The organism is Nocardioides turkmenicus, from assembly GCF_011045035.1.
GTDB classification, from domain to species: domain Bacteria; phylum Actinomycetota; class Actinomycetes; order Propionibacteriales; family Nocardioidaceae; genus Nocardioides; species Nocardioides turkmenicus.
In genome coordinates this window covers 63,339-84,274 of record NZ_JAALAA010000004.1, presented here as the reverse complement: position 1 = coordinate 84,274, position 20,936 = coordinate 63,339, and the positions used below count along the sequence as shown (strand labels likewise).

Below are 20,936 nucleotides of genomic sequence, written 5' to 3'. Positions count from 1 at the left end.
TATGCTACTCATGAGTAATAAGAAGCGGCCAGTGCTGGTTCCATCTACGATTCCGCACATGCGCACTCGCCTTACTCCCCTTCTCGTCGTTCCGCTCGCTCTCGCCGCCGTCTTGACCGCGTGCGGAAGCGAGGGCGACACCAGCGCCAATGGGGGCGCCCCCGCCTCGTGCGAGGCTGCGGACCTGCCGCTGAAGCAGGACGGCAAGCTGACCGTCGGCACCGACTCCCCGGCGTACGAGCCGTGGTTCTCCGAGGACGACCCCAGCAACGGCAAGGGCTTCGAGTCGGCGGTCGCCTATGCCGTCGCCGAGCAGCTCGGGTTCGCGAAGGAGGACGTCGTCTGGGTCAAGCAGGCGTTCAACACCTCCTACACGCCGGGCGAGAAGAAGTTCGACTTCGACATCAACCAGATCTCGATCACCCCCGAGCGTGCGGGTGTCGTCGACTTCTCGAAGGGCTACTACACGGCTTCGCAGGCGGTCGTGACGATGGAGGAGGACGCGGCCCAGGCGGCATCGCTGGAGGATCTGAAGGGACTCAAGCTCGGTGCCCAGACCGCGACCACGTCGCTCACCGCGATCCGCGAGGACGTGAAGCCGACCAAGGACCCGCTGGTGTTCGACACCAGCGACCAGGCCAAGCAGGCGCTGCTCAACGGCCAGGTCGACGCGCTCGTCTTCGACCTGCCGACCGCGTTCTACATCACCGCCGCCGAGATCGAGGGCAGCACGATCACCGGTCAGTTCGAGAGCAGCGAGAAGCCGGAGGAGTTCGGCCTGCTGACCGAGAAGGACAGCGGCCTGGCGCCGTGCCTCGACGAGGCCCTGACCGCACTCGAGGAGGACGGCACCCTCGCCGCGCTCGAGAAGGAGTGGCTGTCGGACGTCGTCTCCGTGCCGGTCTTGAAGTGACCTGGGCGCCCAGCGAGCGGGAGCTCGAGAGACAGGCAGTACGCCGCCGGCTGAGGCTCCAGCAAACTGCCATCGCCACCGTGGTGACCGTCGTGGTCGCGGTGGGGCTGGTGCTGCTGGTGGTCTCCTCACCCGGGTGGGACCGGGTCCGGGACTACTTCCTGAGCTGGTCCCACGCGCGGGACTCGTTCGCGGCGATCGCCGAGGGGTTCTGGATCAACATCCGGATCTTCCTGGTCGCCGAGCCGTGCGTACTCGTCCTCGGCGCACTCGTCGCCATCGCCCGGCAGACGACCTCCCCGTGGCTGGCGCCGCTACGGCTCCTGGCCACCGGCTACACCGACCTGTTCCGCGGGATTCCGTCGATCATGGTGGTGGTCATCTGCGGCATCGGGATCCCGGCTCTGGGCCTGTCGGGGGTGACCAGCTCGCTCTTCTGGCTGACCACGTTCGCCCTCGTGCTCTGCTACGGCGCTTACGTCGCGGAGGTCTTCCGCGCCGGCATCCTGGCGATCCATCCCACCCAGGTCGCCTCGGCCGAGGCGCTGGCGCTGACGCGGGCCCAGACGATGCGCTTCGTGGTCCTCCCGCAGGCCGTACGCCGCGTCGTACCGCCCCTCATGAACGATCTCGTCTCGCTGCAGAAGGACACCGCGCTGATCTCGGCGGTGGGTGTCTTCGAGGCGCTCCGGGCGGCCCAGGACTACCAGGGCTACAACTTCAACGGCACGCCGCTGCTGGTCGCGGCGGCGTACTTCCTCGTCGTCGCGGTGCCGCTCACCCGGCTCACCGACTGGCTGATGCGGCGACAGATCGAGAAGGAGCAGGGTCGATGACTGCGACGGTGTCGGGGTTGCTGGAGGCCAAGGCCCTGCGGAAGTCCTATCGAGGCCGCGTTGTGCTCGACGGCCTGGACCTGGTGGTGGCCGAGCACGACGTGGTCTGCCTGATCGGTGCGTCCGGGTCGGGGAAGTCGACCCTGCTGCGCTGCCTGAATCTGCTGGAGACGATCGACGACGGGATCATCAGGTTCGACGGCCGGGAGATCTCGGACCCGCTCGTCGACCCGCGCTCGGTCCGCCGGGAGATCGGGATGGTCTTCCAGGCGTACAACCTCTTTCCCCATCTCTCCGTGCTCGACAACTGCACGCTGGCCCAGGTGCGCGTCCACGGTGTTCCCGCAGGTGAGGCGGCCGATCGGGCCCGAGCGCTGCTGGCCCGGTTCGGTCTCGCCGACAAGGCCGATGCCCACCCCGACGCGCTCTCCGGGGGCCAGCAGCAGCGGGTCGCGCTGGTCCGGGCGATGTGCACGCGGCCTCGTCTGCTGCTCCTCGACGAGATCACCGCCGCCCTCGACCCCGAGCTCGTCGGTGAGGTGCTGGAGATCGTCCGGGCCGAGGCGGAGGCGGGCACCACCCTCGTCCTCGCCACCCACGAGATGTCGTTCGCCCGCGAGGTCGCCACCAAGGTCTGCTTCCTCGACGGTGGTCGCGTCCTTGAGCAGGGTCCGCCGGAGCAGCTCTTCGGCGACCCCGTCGAGGAGCGCACCCGCGCCTTCCTCGCCCGCGTCCGCTCCTGAGGCAGGCTGGCGCGGACCCCGGTATCCGACCCTGCCGTTGACGTCCCGCGGATGGTTTCCACAGAGTCATCCACAGGATCTTGATTTCGCTCGCTTGGGCAACAGCCGGTTCCTAGGGTCCGTGGCCATGGGCATCACCACGCAGACCTGGGAGGAGCAGGCCGACGACGAACGGCCCGTTGCATGACGTCGACTGGCTCAGGGCGGATACCGAGAAGCAGAAGAAGCAGATCGAGTACGAGATGTGGCTCCGGTCGGCGCCGGTCCTCCGCGACGTGGCGCAGGTCGGGCTGACCGACACCGAAGCGATCCTCATGGCGTGGAACCGAAACGCCCCGTCTCGTCCGGAGACCGGACGAGACGGGGCGGCGTAGAGACCGTTCGAGCGGCTCAGACAGCCGGGACCGGGAAGGTCGGGTACTCGACGCCCGAGATCGACTGCACGGTGCGGACGACCTGGCAGGAGTAGCCGAACTCGTTGTCGTACCAGACGTAGAGGATCGCGGAGTCGCCGTCGACGATGGTGGCGTTGCCGTCGATGATCGAGGCGGCGCGGGAGCCGATGAAGTCGGAGGAGACCGCGTCGCGGGCGGTGGTGAAGTCCACCTGGCGACGCAGCTCGCCGGTCAGCGAGGCCTCGCGGAGGTAGTCGACGACCTCTTCCTTGGAGGTCTCACCCTTGAGGGAGAGCGACAGGATCGCGATCGAGACGTCGGGGGTCGGGATGCGGATCGAGTTGCCGGTGATCTTCGCCTTCAGGTCCGGCAGCGCCTTGGCGACGGCGGAGGCCGCACCGGTCTCGGTGAGGACCAGGTTGAGCGGTGCGGAGCGGCCGCGGCGGTCGGCCTTGTGGTAGTTGTCGAGCAGGTTCTGGTCGTTGGTGAACGAGTGCACCGTCTCGACGTGACCGCGGACGATGCCGAAACGGTCCTCCATCAGCTTCAGCGGCGGCACGATCGCGTTGGTCGTGCAGGACGCGCAGGAGATGACCTCCTCGTCGCCGGTGAGGGTCTGGTGGTTGACGCCGTGGACGATGTTGGGGACGTCGCCCTTGCCCGGCGCGGTCAGCAGGACCTTCTTGATGCCCGGGCGCAGGTGCTGCGAGAGGCCCTCGCGGTCACGCCACTTGCCGGTGTTGTCGATGAGGATGGCGTCCTTGATGCCGTACGCCGTGTAGTCGACCGTGGTCGGGTCGTTGGAGTAGATGAACTGGATCGGGTTGCCGTTGGCGACGAGCACGCCGTTCTTCTCGTCCACCGTGATGGTGCCGGCGAACTGGCCGTGGATCGAGTCGCGGCGCAGCAGCGAGGCGCGCTTGATGAGGTCGTCCTCGCCACCCTTGCGGACGACGACGGCCTTCAGCCGCAGACCGTGGCGCGAGCCCGCCTTCTCGACGAGGAGCCGCGCGACGAGGCGGCCGATCCGGCCGAAGCCGTAGAGCACGACGTCCTGGCCACCGTTGCGCTCGAGCTTGTTGTCGCCGGTGGCTCCGGCCAGCTTCTCGGCGACGAAGTCGTCGACGGAGAGGCCGCGCTCGTTCTCGGCGTACTGGACCGCGAGCAGGCCCAGGTCGACCTTCGAGGGGCCGAGGTCGAGCTTGGCGACCGCCTGGAGCAGCGGGAACGTGTCGGTGACCGAGAGCTCCTCGCCCTCGATCTGGCGCGCGAACCGGTGCGCCTTCAGGATCGAGATGTCGGACTTGCTCACCAGCGACCGGCTGTGGACCAGGATGGTGACATCCTTCTCGCGGTAGAGCTTGCCGATGATCGGGATCATCGTCTCCGCGAGCTCCTCGCGGTGCTGCCAGTCGTTGAAGGTCTCGTCGGTGTCGCTCACAGCTCAACTTTCAGTTGCTCGGGAAGGCTTGGCCTACGGCGGGCGGCACACCCCGCCAGGCTCGATTATCGGCATCACCAGAGCCCGGGCCACCTTGATCGATCCAACCTCGGACCGGGTGTGACCCGGGTCTCCCGAACCCCCGCGAGCAGCCCCGAACGAGCTGCGTGATGCGGTCAGGGAGAGGCGGTCGCCGTCGGCTCCTCGACGGGATCCTCGGTCGGCTCCGCCGTCGCGGTCTCGGTCGGCTCGGCGGTCGGCGTCTCGGTGACGGTCTCGCTCGCCGGGTCGCTCGGCACCGTCTCGGTCGGCTCCGGCGACTCCGAAGGTGTCGCGTCGCCGCTGGCGGCGCCCTCGCTCGGGACGATCTCGCCGTCGTCCTCGGGACGCTCGTCGGCGGGCTCCTCGTCGAACTCGGGATCCGTCCCCGTGTCCACGGTCCCGCCGACCGGAGTGCTCGGCGCCGTGCTTCTCTCGCCGGTGCTGGGCTCGGCCGACGGCGTGACCTCGCTGACCCGCGGTTCGTCGTCCTGACCGGGGAGCAGGTCGGGGTTGGCCGCGACGGCCACACCGGCCGAGACCAGGACCACCGCTGCTGCGGCCATCACGGCGACCTTCCAGCGGCGTCCGGGCGGCTGGGTCGGCTCGGCGAAGGTGGGGGCATGGGTGGGCAGGTCGGCGGTGTTGCCGGGTCCCGCGAGGCTCGCGGCAGGCCGCGGTGCGCGGGTGATCCCGGTGCCGGTGAGCGACGGTGGCAGCGCGCCGACCGTCGTCTCCGCCTCCGAGGTGATAGGGGCCGGCAGCAGGGTCCAGTCGCCGTTGGTGGCCAGGATGTCGGCGGCGGAGGGCCGAGCGGTCGGCTCGTCGGCCAGGCATGCGGCGACCAGCGGCCGCAGGTAGACCGGGCAGAGGCTCAGGTTGGGCGACTCGCCCTTGAGGAGATGGCCCATCGAGCCGATCTCGCCGCTGAACGGCCAGCGGCCGGTGGCGGCGACGAACGCGACTAGACCGAGCGCCCAGATGTCGACCGCACTGGAGAAGGTGCCGGTCTGGACCTGCTCGGGCGCCTGGTAGCCGTAGGTGCCGACCGCCTTGCCGGTCTGGGTCAGCGCGGTGCCGTCGACGGAGCGGGCGATGCCCATGTCGATCACGCACGGGTCGGTGTCGCCGTAGAGGATGTTGCCGGGCTTGATGTCGCGGTGGACGAGCCCGGCAGCATGCACCGCGGCGAGCGCCTCCGCGACACCGGCGACCAGTTGACGTACGTCGATCTCGGTCAGGCGCCGACCGGAGCCGATCAGCTTGTTGAGGGGTGGGTCGGCGACGTACTCGCTCGCCATCCAGGGCTGTTCGGCGTCGGGGTCGGCGTCGAGGACCCGCGCGGTGAACCGGCTCTCCACCCTCTTGGCGGCCTCGATCTCCCGCTCGAACCGCGCCCGGAAGCCCGGGTCGGAGGTGAGCTCGGGAAGGATCGCCTTCACCGCCGCCTTCATGCCCGCCGCGTCCTCACCCAGGTAGACGACGCCCATGCCGCCGTGGCCGAGGCGGCCGGTGAGCCGGTACGGACCGATCTCGCGGGGATCGTTCGCGGTCAGCGGGCTGACCGGATTGACAGGGCTGGCCTGGGTGGCGGCGGACTGGGGGGATGTGGGGATTTCCCGAGACAACTTCTCTGCTCCTGTGGCACCGGCGAGTGTGTCTCGGAGCGTATCGGACTCCGCGCCACGATCCGATCATGCCGGGCGGAGGGTTCCAGACTCTGCGGGTCCGGATCCTGCGAGGATGGCCGACATGACTGAGTCGACGGAGAAATCCACAGTGACATTGGGCCAGGGCACCGGCCCCCTCCGCGGGGTCAAGGTCGTCGAGCTGGCGGGGATCGGGCCGGGGCCGCACGCCTGCACGATCCTCGCGGACATGGGCGCGGACGTGATCCGGGTCGACCGGCCGGGCGGCAACGTGCTCGGTGGCGGTGCCGGTGACCTGCTCACCCGGGGCCGCCCGAGCGTCGCGCTCGACCTCAAGAACCCGGATGCGGTCGAGACCGTCCTGCGTCTGGTGGAGACCGCCGACGTGCTCGTCGAAGGGCTGCGTCCGGGCGTCACCGACCGTCTCGGCCTGGGCCCCGACGCCTGCCTGGAGCGCAACCCGCGCCTCGTCTACGGCCGGATGACCGGCTGGGGCCAGGAGGGTCCGCTGGCGCAGTCCGCGGGTCACGACCTCACCTACATCGCCACGACCGGCGTGCTCAACGGTCTCGGCCAGGACCGCGCCCGGCCTCATTTCCCGCTCAACCTGCTCGGTGACTTCGGCGGGGGCTCGACCTACCTGGTCATGGGCATCCTCGCCGCGCTGATCGAGGCCAGGACGACCGGTGAGGGACAGGTGGTCGACGCCGCGATCGTGGACGGCACCGCCCACCTCGCCACGATGATCTCCGGCATGCTTGCCTCCGGTGCCTGGCACGAGACGCGGCAGAGCAATCTGCTCGACGGCGCGATGCCGTTCTACGCGCTCTACGACACCTCCGACGGCCGCCAGGTCGCGGTCGGTGCGCTGGAGGGCAAGTTCTTCGCCGAGATGGTCACCCGGCTCGGGCTCGATGGGGTCTGCCCGGGGCAGTACGAGATGGAGCGCTACGACGAGATGCGCGACCTCTTCGCCAAGACCTTCGCGTCGAAGACGATGGCCGAGTGGGCCGAGATCTTCGAGGGCACCGACGCCTGCGTCGCCCCCGTCCTCACCCCCTCCGAGGCGGCTGTCCACCCGCACCTGCAGGCCCGCCAGACGTACGTCACCCACCACGGTGTCACCCAGCCCGCTCCCGCTCCGCGGTTCAGCCGCACCGCCTCCACCTTGGGTGCGGCGCCGGCGGCCAGCGCCGGCCAGCACACCCGCGGGGCCCTGGCCGCGTGGGGGATCGACGACGCCGACGCCCTGATCGAGAAGGGCGCGGCGTTCCAGGACTGACGTCCGGCCGAGGAAACGCAGGAACGGCGCGGCGCACGACCCGAAGGTCGAACGCCGCGCCGTTCCGTGTGACGCGGGGTGGCTCAGTCCTTGCGGACCAGAGCGGCAGCGCGGCGGCGCAGGACCACGACGAGCGCGGTGCCGGCAGCGGCAGCGCCGGCGAGCATGGCCAGCAGCGGCCACATCGCGGGCACGGGGGAGTCGCTCTCACCGGCGAGACCGGCGTCGATGTTGGTCGGGACCTCGGAGTCGGACTCCTCGGTCGGGACGGCGGACTCGGACTCGGTCGGCTCCTCCTCGAGGACGACGGGCTCGGTCGGCTCCTCGGTGGGCTCCTCGGTGGGCTCCTCGGTCGGCTCCTCCGAGGGGCTGGGCTCCTCGGTCGGGGTGGGGGTCGGCGTCGGGGTCGGCTCCTCGACCGCGCAGTTCTGGAACCAGAAGACCTTGGTCTTGGTGTCGTTGCCGATGCTGCCCGGGGTGTGGATGGTGACCTTCGCGTGGAAGCCCTGCTTCGGGTGGGCGAGGCCGGTGGCGGTCAGCGTGTAGGTCTCGCGACCGTCCAGACCGTCGTCGGTGCCCGCGCCGCTCGCGGCGTCGCCGCCCACGAAGACCTTGCTCGGGCCGTCGACGGTGAGCTCACCGGAGTCGGTCGGCGAGTGCAGCTCGAAGTCGATCTCCGAGACGATGTCCTCGCCCTCGTCGAAGCCGTACCACTCGATGTCGAGGGTGCAGCCGACGTGGGGCTGGTTCTCCGGCACATCGTCGATGTTGCCGTGCTGGATCACCTTGACGGTGCCGTTGTTGCCGGCCGGGTCGCCGGTGGCGAACGCCGGCGCTGCGATGAACCCGGCGAGGGAGACGCCCGCGACAACCGCGCCGGCGCGTACGAAACTCAACACTCGAAAACCTTTCGAAGATCATGCGGCCGCGCCGTGCGGCCCGAGTGCAGCCTCAGCCATCGAAAGCGACGGGTGAGTGACCCCGAAGTCGCCGTGGATGCGTGCCGCCCCCACGGCTGCAGACCGCAGCGTAGTGACCTCGCCTACGCGCGGGGTAGGGGGGTCCGGTTGTGTTACCGAGCCGTTCCTCAGTCGAAGATTCCTACGTCCGCTTGCAAAAGTTCGCGAGACAGGGTGTCGCAATCAGATACTTCCGGGTAACCTCAGTCGCATGCATGTCGACGTACTGATCATCGGTGCCGGCGTCTCCGGCATCGGAGCGGCCGCACAGCTCCGTGAGCGCCTGCCCGGCAAGACGCTCGCGATCCTCGAGCAGCGCGATGCCAGTGGCGGCACGTGGGACCTCTTCCGCTACCCGGGCATCCGGTCCGACTCCGACATGTTCACCTTCGCCTTCAAGTGGCGTCCGTGGGAGAGCTCGCAGGCGCTCGCCGACGGTCACCAGATCCGTGACTACCTCCGGCAGACGGCGGAGGACTACGGCGTCGACAAGCTGATCCGCTACGGCCACAAGGTCACCGGTGCGGCGTGGAGCTCCGAGGACAAGCAGTGGACCGTCTCCGTCGAGACCCCCGACGGCCCCACCGAGATCACCGCCGGCTTCCTGTGGAACTGCTCGGGCTACTACGACTACGCCAACGGCTATCAGCCGGAGTTCGCCGGCCTCGACGACTACGAGGGCACCTTCGTGCACCCGCAGCACTGGCCCGAGGACCTCGACTACGCGGGCAAGAAGGTCGTCATCATCGGCTCCGGCGCGACCGCGGTCACCCTGCTGCCCAACCTGGCCGGTGCCGGCAGCGACCGGGCCGAGAAGGTCACGATGCTGCAGCGCACCCCGACGTACATCCTCTCCCGGCCGGGGAAGGACGCGATCGCCTCGCTGCTGAAGACCGCGCCGTTCAGCCTGCTCGGCCGGCTCCCGTTCAAGCGGGTGCGCGAGAAGATCGGCCACGAGGCGGTCCGCTGGGAGAACATCATGCTCACGGTCGGCACCTACCAGCTCGCCCGCCGCGCCCCCGGTGTCGTCAAGAAGGTGATCCGCGACCAGTGGATCAACGGCCTCACGGCTCGAAATGGTCGTCCGGGGATGACCAAGGACGAGGCGATCGCGTACGTCGACAAGCACTTCAACCCGCCCTACAACCCGTGGGACCAGCGCATCTGCTTCGTCCCCGACGGCGACATGATGAAGTCGATCCGGGAGGGGTACGCCGACGTGGTGACCGACCGGATCAAGGCGTTCGTGCCGAAGGGCATCGAGCTCGAGTCCGGCGAGACGCTCGAGGCGGACATCGTCATCTCCGCCACTGGGCTCAACCTCCGGCTCTTCGGGGGACTCGACTTCACCGTCGACGGCGAGCCGATCAACCTGCCCGACCAGATGGCCTACAAGGGCCTGATGATCACCGGGATGCCCAACTTCGCCTATACGATCGGCTACACCAACGCCTCGTGGACGCTCAAGGCCGACCTGGTCACCGACTACGTGATCCGGCTGCTCGGCTTCATGGGGGAGAACGGCTACGACGTCGCCTCGGTCTCCCGGGACCCGAGCGTCGAGGAGCGGCCGTTCATGGATCTGGCCTCCGGCTACATCCAGCGTTCGCTGGACCTGATGCCGAAGGCCGGTGACCGGGCTCCGTGGGCCGCGAAGCAGAACTACCTGGTGGACATGAAGGGGCTCGGGGCGCCGGTCGCCGACGGCGTGATCAGGTTCGCCTGAGCCCCTTGGCGCCGGGTCTGTGATTACTGTGACAGGCATTCCAGGCCCGGCGTGAAGTACGTGGGACTACGATGGTCCCACCATGGATGGCAGGGCAGTTCGCTGGAAGCGTCACAACGATGACCGGCGCAAGCGCATCGTCGATGCCGCGATCGGTCTGATCGAGACCGACGGCGTCAACGTCAGCCTGCAGGCGATCGGCCAGGCCGCCGGGCTCTCCCGGTCCGTCGTCTACCGCCACTTCGCCGACCGGCGCGAGCTCGACCTCGCCATCCAGGCCGACATCCTCGACGGTCTGTGGGCCAAGCTCTTCCCGGCGATGGAGCTGACCGGATCGATCCGGCAGATCATCTCGCGCACGGTCGGGGCGTACGTCAACTGGGCGCTCGAGCATCCGCTCCTGCACCAGGTGGCCGACGTCGACACCGCGCCCAACGGCAGCGGCCCGCTGCAGCAGGGGCTGGACCGGGTCGCGGAGCGGATCAAGGAACTGATCCTGGCCGCGTTCGAGCTGACCGGCGTCGAGGTCTCCGAGATCGACAAGAAGGCCGTCGACCCGCTCATCTACGGCCTGATCGGGATGGTCTTCGGTGCCGTACGTCGCTGGGTCCACCTCGGCGAGGGCATCCCCGACGCCGAGCACCTGACCGAGGTCGTCACCGAGGCCGTCCTGGCGATGATCGACACCCGCACCAAGGCGTACGGAATGGCGATCGACCACGACCAGCCGCTCGAGGAGCTCCTCGGCTGATCGGGCGTCAGGTCGGCAATACGAGATCTGCCGGCACCACCCGGGCCAGCGCGGCGCGGCACGCGATGATCCCCGGCGAGTCGGCGATGGCCGTGCGGGTGGCGGTGAAGACCGTACGCCGCGGCGACCCCGGCAGCTCGATGAGCCGCACCGCGGTCCGGTGGCGCACGCGCATCAGGTCGGAGAGGAGTGCGACCGCGTTGCCCGACTCGACCAGCGCGACGTGGGCCTCGACGTCGTCGGTCTCGTAGCGCACCTCGGGCTCGAAGCCGGCGCGGCGGCACTGCTCCTCGATCCAGTGGCGTGACGCCGTGCCCGGCGGCTCCATCGCCCACGGGACACAACCGGCTTCGGCGAGGGAGGTGATGTCGTCCCAGATCGCCCCGGAGCCGCGAGGCGGGAGGGCCAGCCGGAGCCGGTCGGTGGTGAGCGGCCGCCGGTCGAGACCGTCGAAGTGGGGCGCGCCGTGGTCGGGGTAGTGCTCGGCGACGACCAGGTCGAGCTCGCGCAGGGCGAGGTCGTGGAGCGCCTGCTCGGGTGCGCGCTGGGACAGCATCACCCGCAGCCGCGGATGACGCCGGGTCAGGTCGGCGAGCGCCTGCGGCATGTAGGCGAGGGCGACCGACTGGAAGACCGCGACCCGCACGGTGCCGGCGGTCTCGTCGCCGAGCGCGGTGACCGCGGCCTCGGCCGCCTCGAGCCGGGCCAGGATCTCGGTGGTGTGCTCGACCAGCACCTCGGCCGCGGCGGTGAGCTGGACCCGTCGTCCCGCCTTGGTGAGCAGGGGGACGCCGACCTCCCGCTCGAGCTGGCCGAGCTGCTGGGAGACCGACGACGGGCTCTGGTGGAGGGCCTCGGCGACCTCGGCCAGGGTGCCGCGCGCGGCGAGCTCGGCGAGGAGGCGGAGGCGGCGGACTTCGAGCATCGCGACCCTTCAGGTTTGCTTACGGATACTCTCCAAGAAACATCGCTTTATCTTACGTGACTCTGGTCGCATACTCGGCACTATGACCACCAATGACGCGCTCATCGCCGAGGTCGACCACCTCGTCCGCGGCTGGCTGGCGAAGGCTTCGACCAAGCCGACCGCGCCGGCCGCCCAGCGCCTCGCCGACGTACTCAAGGACCCGTCCGGGCTCGACTTCACCGTCGGGTTCGTCGACCGGGTGATCCGGCCCGAGGACGTACGCGTGGCGGCAGCCAGCCTCCGCGAGCTGGCCGGCAACGTACCTTCGTTCCTGCCCTGGCACCTGAAGCTCGGCGTGAAGCTCGGCGCGCTGATGTCGCTGGTCGCGCCGTGGTTCGTCATCCCGGTCGCGCGCCGCGCGCTGCGGCAGATGGTGGGCCACCTGCTGATCGACGCCTCCGACGCGCGTCTCGGCAAGCAGATCGAGCGGATTCGCGAGCGCGGCGTCTCGCTCAACATCAACCTCCTCGGCGAGGCCGTCCTCGGGCAGAAGGAGGCCGACCGCCGTCTGGCCGGCATCCGCAAGCTGCTCGCGCGCGACGACGTCGACTACGTCTCGGTGAAGGTCTCCTCGCCGGTCGCGCCGCATGCGGTCTGGGCGTACGAGGAGGCCGTCGAGCACGTCGTCGAGCGGCTCCTCCCGCTCTACACCTACGCGGCGAACTCCTCCGCCGCCGGGACGAAGAAGTTCATCAACCTGGACATGGAGGAGTACCGCGACCTCGACATGACCATCGATGTCTTCACGCGGCTCCTCGACCGTCCCGAGCTGGCCGACCTGGAGGCGGGCATCGTCCTGCAGGCCTACCTGCCCGACGCGATGTCGGCGATGATGCGGCTCCAGGAGTGGTCGGCTGCTCGGCGTGCGCGTGGGGGCGCGCCGATCAAGGTCCGCCTGGTCAAGGGTGCCAACCTGCCGATGGAGCACGTCGAGGCGTCGTTGCACGGCTGGCCGGTCGCCACCTGGTCGACCAAGCAGGACTCCGACACCAACTACAAGCGGGTGCTGTCCTGGGCGCTGACGCCCGAGCGGATGGCCAACGTGCGGCTCGGCGTCGCCGGCCACAACCTGTTCGACGTGGCGTACGCCTGGATCCTCGCTGGTGAGCGCGGGGTTCGTGACTCGGTCGAGTTCGAGATGCTGCTGGGCATGGCCGAGGGCCAGGCCGAGGCGGTCAAGGAGACCGTGGGTGGCCTCCTGCTCTACGTGCCGGTCGTGCACCCGAAGGACTTCGACGTCGCCATCGCCTACCTCGTGCGCCGCCTCGAGGAGGGTGCGAGCACCGAGAACTTCATGTCGGCCGTCTTCGACCTCAACTCCTCCGAGGCGCTCTACAAGCGCGAGAAGGAGCGGTTCGTACGCTCCCTGGCCGCCGTCGACGACTCCGTGCCGGCGCCCAACCGCACCCAGGACCGGCGCGAGCCGGTGGCAGACCTGCCGGTGGCCCGGCCGTTCGAGAACACCCCGGACACCGACCCGCACCTCCCGGGCAACCGAGAGTGGGGCCAGGCCATCATCGCTCGGGTCGGCTCCTCGACGCTGGGCGAGCAGCTCGTCGCCGACCACACCGTGACCTCGGTCGAGGCCGTGGAGTCGGTGCTCGAGGGTGCCGTCGGCGCCCAGGCCGACTGGGGTCGCAAGACCGGTGCCGAGCGGGCCGCCGTGCTCCGCGCCGCGGCCGTCGAGGTCGAGCGGCGTCGTGCCGAGTGGCTCGAGGTCGGCGCGTCCGAGTGTGGCAAGACGCTCGACCAGGGCGACCCCGAGGTCTCCGAGGCGATCGACTTCCTCAACTACTACGCCAGCCTGGCCGAGGAGCTCGACCTCGTGGACGGCGCCCGTCAGATGCCGGTGCGGTTGACGCTGGTCACCCCGCCGTGGAACTTCCCGCTCGCCATCCCGACCGGTGGTGTCGCGGCGGCGCTCGCGGCCGGCTCGGCCGTGGTGATCAAGCCGGCTCCGCAGGCGCAGCGATGCGGCTCCGTGCTGGTCGAGACGCTGTGGGCCGCCGGGGTGCCGAAGGAGGTCCTGCGGCTGGTGCACGTGCCGGAGAACGAGGTCGGTCGCGCGCTGATCGCGTCGCCGCTGGTCGACCGGCTGATCCTGACCGGTGCGTTCGACACCGCCGAGCTCTTCCGCTCGTTCCGCTCGGACCTGCCGCTGCTGGCCGAGACCTCCGGCAAGAACGCGCTGGTGGTCACGCCCGACGCCGACCTCGACCTGGCGGTCAAGGACCTCGTCTACTCGGCCTTCGGCCACGCCGGACAGAAGTGCTCCGCGGCATCGCTGGGCATCCTGGTCGGCTCCGTCGCCACCTCGCGTCGGTTCCGCGACCAGCTCATCGACGCGGTGACCTCCCTCAAGGTCGGTTACCCGACCGACCCGACCGTGCAGGTGGGCCCGATCATCGAGCCTGCCTCCGGCAAGCTGCTCAAGGCCCTGACCACGCTCGCCCCGGGCGAGTCGTGGCTGGTGAAGCCCCGTCAGCTCGACGACACCGGCCGGCTCTGGTCGCCGGGCGTGAAGACCGGCGTGAAGCGTGGCTCCGAGTTCCACCTGACCGAGTACTTCGGCCCGGTCCTCGGTCTGATCTCGGCCTCCTCGCTCGACGAGGCGATCGAGATCCAGAACCAGGTCGACTACGGCCTCACCGCGGGCATCCACAGCCTCGACCGGGCCGAGATCACGCAGTGGCTCGAGTCGGTGGAGGCGGGCAACGTCTACGTCAACCGCGGCATCACCGGCGCCATCGTGCGTCGCCAGCCGTTCGGCGGCTGGAAGAAGTCGGCCGTCGGCGCCGGGACGAAGGCCGGCGGGCCCAACTATCTGGTCGGCCTCAGCGACTGGGTCTCGGCTCCCGCCACCGAGCTCGCCACGCCGGCACCCGCGGTCCGGTCGCTCGTCGACTGGGCCGGTCGCCTGGGGATCGAGGGGATCGAGATGCTCCAGCGCGGCGCCGGGTCCGACGCCGTCGCCTGGGAGCGCGAGTTCGGTGCCGCCCGCGACGTCTCCCGCCTGACCGCCGAGGTCAACGTGCTGCGCTACTCGCCGGTGCCGGTCACCATCCGCTACGAGGGTGGCCCCGTCGCCCACCTGCTGCGTGTCCTCGCGGCCGGTGTCGCCGCCGGGGCTCCGGTGACGGTGTCCGTCGCCACCGCTCTCGACGACGAGACCGCCTCGCTGGTGAAGGCGACCGGCGCGACCTACGTCGTCGAGGACATGGCCGCGTGGGCCGCGATCCTCTCCGGACCGCATGCGCCCAGCCGCGTACGTCTCCTGGGTGGGTCGCGCGAGGTCTTCGCCGAGGCGAGCCAGGGCCGTGTCGACATCGCCCTCTACGCCCAGCCCGTCGTCGAGGCCGGCCGCGTCGAGCTGCTCACCTTCCTGCACGAGCAGGCCGTCTCGGTCACCGCCCACCGCTTCGGCTCCCCGACGCCGCTGGTGGACAACCTCTTCTAGTCACACCAGCCCCATGGATACCCGGTTGACCGGGGAAACTTGGACTTGACGGGCACTGAAACACCCGCCAAGTCCAGGGATCCCCGGTCGACCGGGTATTCCTAGTTCCTACCCAGCCGCGCCCTGAGCCCCCGCCCACGTACGCAGATACGACTCAGACCCGCGGACGATGTCGTCGATGACGTCCTGGCCGCCGGTGAGGCGGAGGTCCTCGAGGTAGTCGGGGACCATCCCGTAGTGGGCGACACCGTCGGTGTTGTAGTCCCAGATCCGCTGGCCGGTGACCTGGCGGTCGACGACGGAGTCACCCAGGATGCCCTCGAACGGGTAGCTGACCCGCGTCTTCGCCGGCCCGGGCGTGCCGCCGAAGCCGTTCATGTCGAAGCCGAACCCGATGCCGGCGCCGTAGCGGTCGCGGACGGGAGCGGTGCGGACGTACTCGGCCAGGAACTGGTCGGTGCTGTGGCCGTAGATCGTGGAGAAGCCGCCGAGGGCGTAGAGCCGGTCGAGGTAGCGCTCGTCCATCCACGAGTGGCTGGCGAGGGCACCGGGGTAGTCGGTCTCCTCGAGGATGTCGAGGGTGCGGTCGGCGGCCTTGGCGCTCATGTGGTCGACCTCGACCATCATGCCCCGCTTGATCAGGCCCCGCAGGGCGTACTCACCCAGGGCGGAGAGGCCGTACGGGTTGCACACCGTGCCCGACGGGTAGATCGGCGGCTGCGGCAGCCAGGCGAGCTCGGCGGGCCGCTCGACCACGCGGGGGTTGTTGTCGTGGGGCTGGTTCGGGTCACAGGCCTTCGGCGTCCAGAACGTCCCGGTGGTGAGGAACTGCCCGGCGTTGACCAGCAGCCCGGTGGTGCCCTTGTCGTAGCGGACCCCGCACAGCGCGTTGTCGAACTTGTGGCACAGGAACATCGACGAGACCCCGAGCGACTTCAGCTCGTCGAGCCCCGCGTCGATGTTGGCCCGCGTGCACGAGGGCAGCCGCAGCTTCTGCGAGCAGCCGAACGGCTCGGAGGTCTCCACGCCGAGCACGACGGCGAGCTTGCCGTCCTCGATCACCTCGCGAGCCTGGCCGGCGTCGGTGACGATGCGGTACCAGCCGCGGCCCTCGCCGCCGTACTGCGCGTCGATGAACGCCTGGGTGTCGTACGCGTCCTTGGCCTGCTTCCGCACCGCGGTCATCTCGTCGCAGGACTGGTGGGTGCCCGGGTTGATCGCGCACAGCGCCTTGTTGCTGGTCAGCTGCACCACCAGGATGCGCTGACCGGCGCGCCAGGCGCGCTCGACCCAGCGGTAGTACATCTGCTGGTGGGTCAGCGAGTCGTACGCCGGCCAGTCCTTGAACGACGGCCAGCCGGTGGTGTCGTGGAACCCGAGCGGGCTGCCCGAGCGGGTCAGGTTCTCCAGGAGCGCGGTCTCGCCGGCGATCCCATGGGAGGGGCAGTCCTTGAGCGCGTCCGCGATGCCCGTGGCCGACCACGCCTTCCCGCAGACCGCCGCGCCACCGATCCCGTCCTGCATGAACATGTGGCTGTGGGCGTCGACGAGCCCCTCGACCGTGCCGCCCGGCCCGGTGCCGGTGCGGGGCTCACCGGTCACGTTCACCTCGGACTCCGGCGACGGGAGCCGCCGCTCGACGTCGTCGCCGGACGCGGGCGGTCCCACCATCGCGACCGTCGCCGCGAGGGCGACCACAGCGAGCAGGGACGAGGGTCTGATGCGCATGTGGCCTCCCGATGACCAGCCGCGTGTTACGGGTGTGGGTATCGCAACCTAGCAGTTGCTTGGGTCCCGTGGGGCGTTATTCCTGCAGGTCATCCGCTCTGAGAGACTGGCGAGCATGACGATCGCGATCATCGGTGCAGGCAACATGGGTGGGGCCGTGCTGGCCGGGCTCCTCGAGGCGGGTCACTCCCCGGAGAGCGTCATCGTCGTCGAGGCGCGCGAGGAGCAGGCGGCCGCGCTCCGCGAGGAGCACGGCATCCGTACGCTGCCGGCCACCGAGGCGGTGGCCGAGGCCGACGTGGTGGTGCTGGGCGTGAAGCCCTACGGCGTCGTACCCGTGCTGGAGTCGATCGCCTCCGCGCTGCGCGCGGGGACCACCGTGGTCTCACTGGCCGCAGGGGTCCCGACCTCGGCCATGGAGCCCGCCGTCCCCGACGGTGTCTCGGTCGTACGGGTCATGCCCAACACGCCGGCGCTGGTCGGCGAGGGCATGTCCGCGGTGGCCGGTGGCGCCAACGCGACTCCGGACGCGGTCGAGACCGCCGCCGACCTGATGCGTGCTGTCGGCAAGGTGGTCACCGTCCCCGAGTCGCAGATCGACGCCGTCACCGCGATCAGCGGCTCCGGCCCGGCGTACGTCTTCCTCGTCGCCGAGGCCTGGATCGAGGCGGCCGTCCACCTGGGCCTGACCAGGGACGACGCGACCACGCTCGTCCTCCAGACGCTGACCGGGTCCGCCAAGCTGCTCGAGAGCGGCACCCACCCCGCGATCCTCCGCGAGCAGGTCACCTCCCCAGGCGGCACCACCGCCGCCGCCCTCGGCGCGCTCGAGCAGAACGGCGTGCGGGCGGCCTTCCTCGAGGCCACCCGCGCCGCCTACGTACGCTCCAAGGAGCTGTCCTAGATCACAGCCCGAGGTGGCGGCTGATGATCAGCTTCTGCACCTCGGTGGTGCCGCCGTAGATGGTCTGGATGCGGCTGTCGATGAACGCCTTGGCGATCGGGTATTCCATCATGTAGCCGTAGCCGCCGTGGATCTGGACGCCCTGGTCGACGAACTTCTTCTGCAGCTCGGTGGTCCACCACTTCGCCATCGAGGCCAGGACGGTGTCGGCGGTGCCGGCGTTGAGCTGGGTGATGGCGTCGTTGAGGAACAGGCGGGCGAGGTAGGCCTCGGTGGCCATCTCGGCGAGCGTGAACGCGGTGTTCTGGAAGCGGCCGATCGGACGGCCGAACGCCTCGCGGGTGCGCGCGTAGTCCAACGACAGCTCGAGGACCTGCTCGACCGCGGCGACCGCGATCGAGGCGACCGAGATGCGCTCCTGCGGCAGCAGCGTCATCAGCGAGATGAAGCCGGAGCCCTCCTCGCCGAGCAGGTTCTCCTTCGGCACGACCACGTCGGTGAAGGAGAGCTCGGCGGTGTCCTGCGCCTTCATGCCGACCTTGTCGAGGTTGCGGCCGCGCTCGAAGCCCTCCATGCCGCGCTCGACGACGAGCAGGGAGATGCCGTGGGCGCCGGCCTCGGGGTTGGTCTTGGCGACCACGATGACGAGGTCGGCGTTGATGCCATTGGAGATGAACGTCTTCGAGCCGTTGAGGAGGTAGTGGTCCCCCTTGTCGACCGCGGTGGTGCGCACGCCCTGGAGGTCGGAGCCCGCGCCCGGCTCGGTCATCGCGATGGCGGTGATAATGTCGCCGGAGACGCAGCCCGGCAGCCAGCGCTGCTTCTGCTCGGGCGTCCCGAGGTGGGAGATGTAGGGGACGATGATGTCGGTGTGGACGAAGAAGCCCGGGCCGCTGGCCCCGATCTTCGCCATCTCCTCGTGGAGGACCGCGTTGAACCGGAAGTCCTTGATGCCCGGCCCGCCGTACTCCTCGTCGACGTCGAAGCAGAGCAGCCCGGTGTCGCCGGCCTTCTTCCACAGCTCGCGCGGGACGATGCCGTCCTTCTCCCACTGGTCGTGGAACGGGACGACCTCCTTCTCGAAGAACGCCTTCGCGGTGGCGCGGAAGTCCTCGTGCTCGGCTTCGTAGATGGTGGGCTTCTGGGGCATGACACTCCTCCGTAGACGTACCCGGTTAATGATGCCTCACCACTGTGGCGCAGGCCGCATTGTCGTGATGGGCGACGGAGCAACTGTGACAGTAACACTGGCGAAGTGGCAATGGTTTGGTCTACGGTCCCTGGCATGACCGAGACGACCGATGAGCTGATGACGATCGATGAGCTGTCGACCGCCACGGGACTGTCGGTGCGCACCACGCGCTACTACGCGAGCCTCGGGCTGATCCCGGCGCCGATCCGCCGCGGGCGGGTGGCCTACTACGGTCCCGAGCACCGCGCCCGCCTCGACCTCGTCACCGCGCTCCAGGCGCACGGGTTCACGCTACAGGCGATCGAGCGCTACCTCGCCCGGCTCCCCGCCGACATCACCCGCGAGGATCTCGCGATGCAGCGCGCGATGATCACCTCCTGGGCCACGGAGCCCACCGAGGACATCCAGGCCAGGATCGGGCGTGAGCTGATCGCGCTGGGGCTGCCCCGTGACGCCCTCGCAGCGGCGTACGCAGCCACCTCACGTCACATGGCCGAGCTCGCCGCCGAGCTCAACGTCATCCTCCGTGACCAGGTCGTCGACCCGTTCCGGCGCACCCACCACAGCCCGGAGGAGGCCGAGCACCTCGAGGAGGTGCTCCCTCGGCTGCGGCAGCTGACCACCGAGGCGATCGTGGTGAGCTTCCAGGACGCGGTGAACCGGACGATCTCGCGGAACCTGTCGTGAAGGTTTCGGTCCAACCCTGTTGACTGTGACAGTTTTAGTGTCACAATCGGCGCATGGCTGAAGCATTCATCTATGACCACCTGCGCACGCCGCGCGGGAAGGGTAAGAAGACCGGAGCGCTCCACGAGGTCAAGCCGATCGACCTGGTGGTCGGCCTGATCGATGAGGCTCGCAAGCGCAACCCCAACCTCGACCCCGCGCTGATCGACGACGTCGTCCTCGGTGTCGTCACCCCTGTCGGCGAGCAGGGCGGTGACATCGCCAAGACCGCCGCCATCAAGGCCGGTCTCCCCGAGACCACCGCAGGTGTGCAGCTCAACCGTTTCTGCGCCTCCGGCCTGGAGGCCGTCAACCAGGCCGCCTCCCGCGTACGCGGCGGCTTCGAGGACCTCATCCTCGCCGGTGGCGTGGAGTCGATGAGCAAGGCGCCGATGGGCAGCGACGGCGGCGCCTGGGCGCAGGACCCCGACACCGCGCTGCAGACCGGCTTCGTCCCGCAGGGCATCGGCGCCGACCTGATCGCGACCATCGAGGGCTTCAGCCGTGCGGACGTCGACCGCTACGCCGCCCAGTCGCACGCCCGGGCGGCCGCCGCCTGGGAGAACGGCTACTTCAAGGACGCCGTCATCCCGGTCGTGGACCAGAACGGGCTGACCGTGCTCGACCACGACGAGCTGATCCGCCCCGGCACCACCGCCGAGACGCTGGCCGGCCTCAAGCCGTCCTTCCTCCAGCAGGGCCAGGAGGCCGGCTTCGACGATGTCGCGCTGGCCAAGTACCACTGGGTCGAGAAGATCGACCACGTCCACCACGCCGGCAACTCCTCCGGCATCGTCGACGGCTCCGCGCTGATGCTGATCGGTTCCGAGGCGGCCGGCAAGGCCAACGGCCTCACCCCGCGTGCCCGGATCGTCTCGGCCGCCGTCTCCGGCGCCGACCCGACGATCATGCTCACCGGCCCGGCTCCCGCCTCGCGCAAGGCGCTGGCCAAGGCCGGCCTCACCGTCGACGACATCGACCTGTTCGAGATCAACGAGGCGTTCGCCGCCGTCGCGATGCGGTTCATCAAGGACATGGGCATCGACGAGTCGGTCACCAACGTCAACGGCGGTGCGATCGCCATGGGCCACCCGCTGGGCGCGACCGGTGCCATCATCCTCGGCACCCTGGTCGACGAGCTCGAGCGTCAGGGCAAGCAGCGCGGCCTTGCCACGCTGTGCGTCGGTGGCGGCATGGGTATCGCGACGATCGTCGAGCTGGTCTGAAA

General features: G+C 69.5%; 17 protein-coding genes. 11 read left to right on the top strand and 6 right to left on the bottom strand.

Going from position 1 to position 20,936, the window contains the following annotated elements; translation table 11 throughout:
- Positions 1-58: 58 nt before the first annotated feature.
- The 4 genes from G5C66_RS05845 (at position 59) to G5C66_RS05830 (ending at position 2,866) form a co-directional block, all read left to right on the top strand.
- Entirely contained in the window at positions 59-913 is an 855-nt protein-coding gene (locus G5C66_RS05845) for an ABC transporter substrate-binding protein (RefSeq protein ID WP_165110030.1), read from the top strand.
- Positions 910-1,749 (top strand): amino acid ABC transporter permease, encoded by an 840-nt coding sequence (locus tag G5C66_RS05840; protein WP_338144077.1) that lies wholly within the window; start codon positions 910-912, stop codon positions 1,747-1,749. Before G5C66_RS05845 ends, G5C66_RS05840 begins: the two co-directional genes overlap by 4 nt.
- Entirely contained in the window at positions 1,746-2,492 is a 747-nt protein-coding gene (locus tag G5C66_RS05835) for an amino acid ABC transporter ATP-binding protein (RefSeq protein WP_165110028.1), read from the top strand. The genes G5C66_RS05840 and G5C66_RS05835 overlap by 4 nt, the downstream gene beginning before the upstream one ends.
- 179 nt (positions 2,493-2,671) lie before the next feature.
- Positions 2,672-2,866 (top strand): hypothetical protein, encoded by a 195-nt coding sequence (locus tag G5C66_RS05830; protein ID WP_165110027.1) that lies wholly within the window; start codon positions 2,672-2,674, stop codon positions 2,864-2,866.
- A 16-nt stretch (positions 2,867-2,882) separates the two neighbouring features.
- Here the strand turns inward: G5C66_RS05830 and G5C66_RS05825 are convergent, their stop codons facing one another.
- Complete coding sequence (locus G5C66_RS05825; protein ID WP_165110026.1) at positions 2,883-4,328, bottom strand: glyceraldehyde-3-phosphate dehydrogenase; 1,446 nt, start codon at positions 4,326-4,328, stop codon at positions 2,883-2,885.
- 176 nt (positions 4,329-4,504) lie between these two features.
- A complete protein-coding gene (locus G5C66_RS05820) occupies positions 4,505-5,995 on the bottom strand; it encodes a protein kinase domain-containing protein (RefSeq protein ID WP_165110025.1) in 1,491 nt (496 codons plus the stop codon).
- Between the two features lie 124 nt (positions 5,996-6,119).
- Here G5C66_RS05820 and G5C66_RS05815 point away from each other — a divergent pair, with 124 nt between their 5' ends.
- Positions 6,120-7,298, top strand: a complete 1,179-nt coding sequence (locus G5C66_RS05815; protein ID WP_165110024.1) for a CaiB/BaiF CoA transferase family protein — start codon at positions 6,120-6,122, stop codon at positions 7,296-7,298.
- Between the two features lie 83 nt (positions 7,299-7,381).
- On the opposite strand, the gene G5C66_RS05810 is transcribed toward G5C66_RS05815, so the two are convergent.
- Positions 7,382-8,194, bottom strand: coding sequence for a hypothetical protein (locus tag G5C66_RS05810; RefSeq protein ID WP_165110023.1), 813 nt, complete (start codon positions 8,192-8,194; stop codon positions 7,382-7,384).
- A 274-nt stretch (positions 8,195-8,468) separates the two neighbouring features.
- Between G5C66_RS05810 and G5C66_RS05805 the strand changes: the two genes are divergently transcribed.
- On the top strand, positions 8,469-9,983 hold the full coding sequence (locus G5C66_RS05805) for a flavin-containing monooxygenase (protein ID WP_165110022.1): 1,515 nt from the start codon (positions 8,469-8,471) through the stop codon (positions 9,981-9,983).
- Between the two features lie 82 nt (positions 9,984-10,065).
- A complete protein-coding gene (locus G5C66_RS05800; RefSeq protein WP_165110021.1) occupies positions 10,066-10,734 on the top strand; it encodes a TetR/AcrR family transcriptional regulator in 669 nt (222 codons plus the stop codon).
- 7 nt (positions 10,735-10,741) lie between these two features.
- On the opposite strand, the gene G5C66_RS05795 is transcribed toward G5C66_RS05800, so the two are convergent.
- Complete coding sequence (locus G5C66_RS05795) at positions 10,742-11,659, bottom strand: LysR family transcriptional regulator (RefSeq protein ID WP_165110020.1); 918 nt, start codon at positions 11,657-11,659, stop codon at positions 10,742-10,744.
- Positions 11,660-11,741: 82 nt separating this feature from the next.
- Between G5C66_RS05795 and G5C66_RS05790 the strand changes: the two genes are divergently transcribed.
- Entirely contained in the window at positions 11,742-15,158 is a 3,417-nt protein-coding gene (locus G5C66_RS05790) for a bifunctional proline dehydrogenase/L-glutamate gamma-semialdehyde dehydrogenase (RefSeq protein WP_165110019.1), read from the top strand.
- 108 nt (positions 15,159-15,266) lie between these two features.
- Here the strand turns inward: G5C66_RS05790 and G5C66_RS05785 are convergent, their stop codons facing one another.
- On the bottom strand, positions 15,267-16,886 hold the full coding sequence (locus tag G5C66_RS05785) for an amidohydrolase family protein (RefSeq protein ID WP_165110018.1): 1,620 nt from the start codon (positions 16,884-16,886) through the stop codon (positions 15,267-15,269).
- Positions 16,887-17,001: 115 nt separating this feature from the next.
- Between G5C66_RS05785 and proC the strand changes: the two genes are divergently transcribed.
- Positions 17,002-17,790 (top strand): pyrroline-5-carboxylate reductase, encoded by a 789-nt coding sequence (proC, locus tag G5C66_RS05780; protein WP_165110017.1) that lies wholly within the window; start codon positions 17,002-17,004, stop codon positions 17,788-17,790.
- Between the two features lies 1 nt (position 17,791).
- Here the strand turns inward: proC and G5C66_RS05775 are convergent, their stop codons facing one another.
- Positions 17,792-18,940, bottom strand: coding sequence for an acyl-CoA dehydrogenase family protein (locus G5C66_RS05775; protein ID WP_165110016.1), 1,149 nt, complete (start codon positions 18,938-18,940; stop codon positions 17,792-17,794).
- A 135-nt stretch (positions 18,941-19,075) separates the two neighbouring features.
- Here G5C66_RS05775 and G5C66_RS05770 point away from each other — a divergent pair, with 135 nt between their 5' ends.
- Both G5C66_RS05770 and G5C66_RS05765 read left to right on the top strand, forming a co-directional pair.
- A complete protein-coding gene (locus G5C66_RS05770; RefSeq protein WP_241248273.1) occupies positions 19,076-19,669 on the top strand; it encodes a MerR family transcriptional regulator in 594 nt (197 codons plus the stop codon).
- Between the two features lie 53 nt (positions 19,670-19,722).
- On the top strand, positions 19,723-20,934 hold the full coding sequence (locus G5C66_RS05765) for an acetyl-CoA C-acetyltransferase (protein ID WP_165110014.1): 1,212 nt from the start codon (positions 19,723-19,725) through the stop codon (positions 20,932-20,934).
- Positions 20,935-20,936: the final 2 nt, after the last annotated feature.

Coding starts and splice junctions, on each gene's coding strand:
- G5C66_RS05845 (WP_165110030.1), top strand. CDS start 59: ATGCGCACTCGCCTTACTCCCCTTCTCGTCGTTCCGCTCGCTCTCGCC.
- G5C66_RS05835 (WP_165110028.1), top strand. CDS start 1,746: ATGACTGCGACGGTGTCGGGGTTGCTGGAGGCCAAGGCCCTGCGGAAG.
- G5C66_RS05815 (WP_165110024.1), top strand. CDS start 6,120: ATGACTGAGTCGACGGAGAAATCCACAGTGACATTGGGCCAGGGCACC.
- G5C66_RS05805 (WP_165110022.1), top strand. CDS start 8,469: ATGCATGTCGACGTACTGATCATCGGTGCCGGCGTCTCCGGCATCGGA.
- G5C66_RS05800 (WP_165110021.1), top strand. CDS start 10,066: ATGGATGGCAGGGCAGTTCGCTGGAAGCGTCACAACGATGACCGGCGC.
- G5C66_RS05795 (WP_165110020.1), bottom strand. CDS start 11,659: ATGCTCGAAGTCCGCCGCCTCCGCCTCCTCGCCGAGCTCGCCGCGCGC.
- G5C66_RS05790 (WP_165110019.1), top strand. CDS start 11,742: ATGACCACCAATGACGCGCTCATCGCCGAGGTCGACCACCTCGTCCGC.
- G5C66_RS05785 (WP_165110018.1), bottom strand. CDS start 16,886: ATGCGCATCAGACCCTCGTCCCTGCTCGCTGTGGTCGCCCTCGCGGCG.
- proC (WP_165110017.1), top strand. CDS start 17,002: ATGACGATCGCGATCATCGGTGCAGGCAACATGGGTGGGGCCGTGCTG.
- G5C66_RS05775 (WP_165110016.1), bottom strand. CDS start 18,940: ATGCCCCAGAAGCCCACCATCTACGAAGCCGAGCACGAGGACTTCCGC.
- G5C66_RS05770 (WP_241248273.1), top strand. CDS start 19,076: ATGACCGAGACGACCGATGAGCTGATGACGATCGATGAGCTGTCGACC.
- G5C66_RS05765 (WP_165110014.1), top strand. CDS start 19,723: ATGGCTGAAGCATTCATCTATGACCACCTGCGCACGCCGCGCGGGAAG.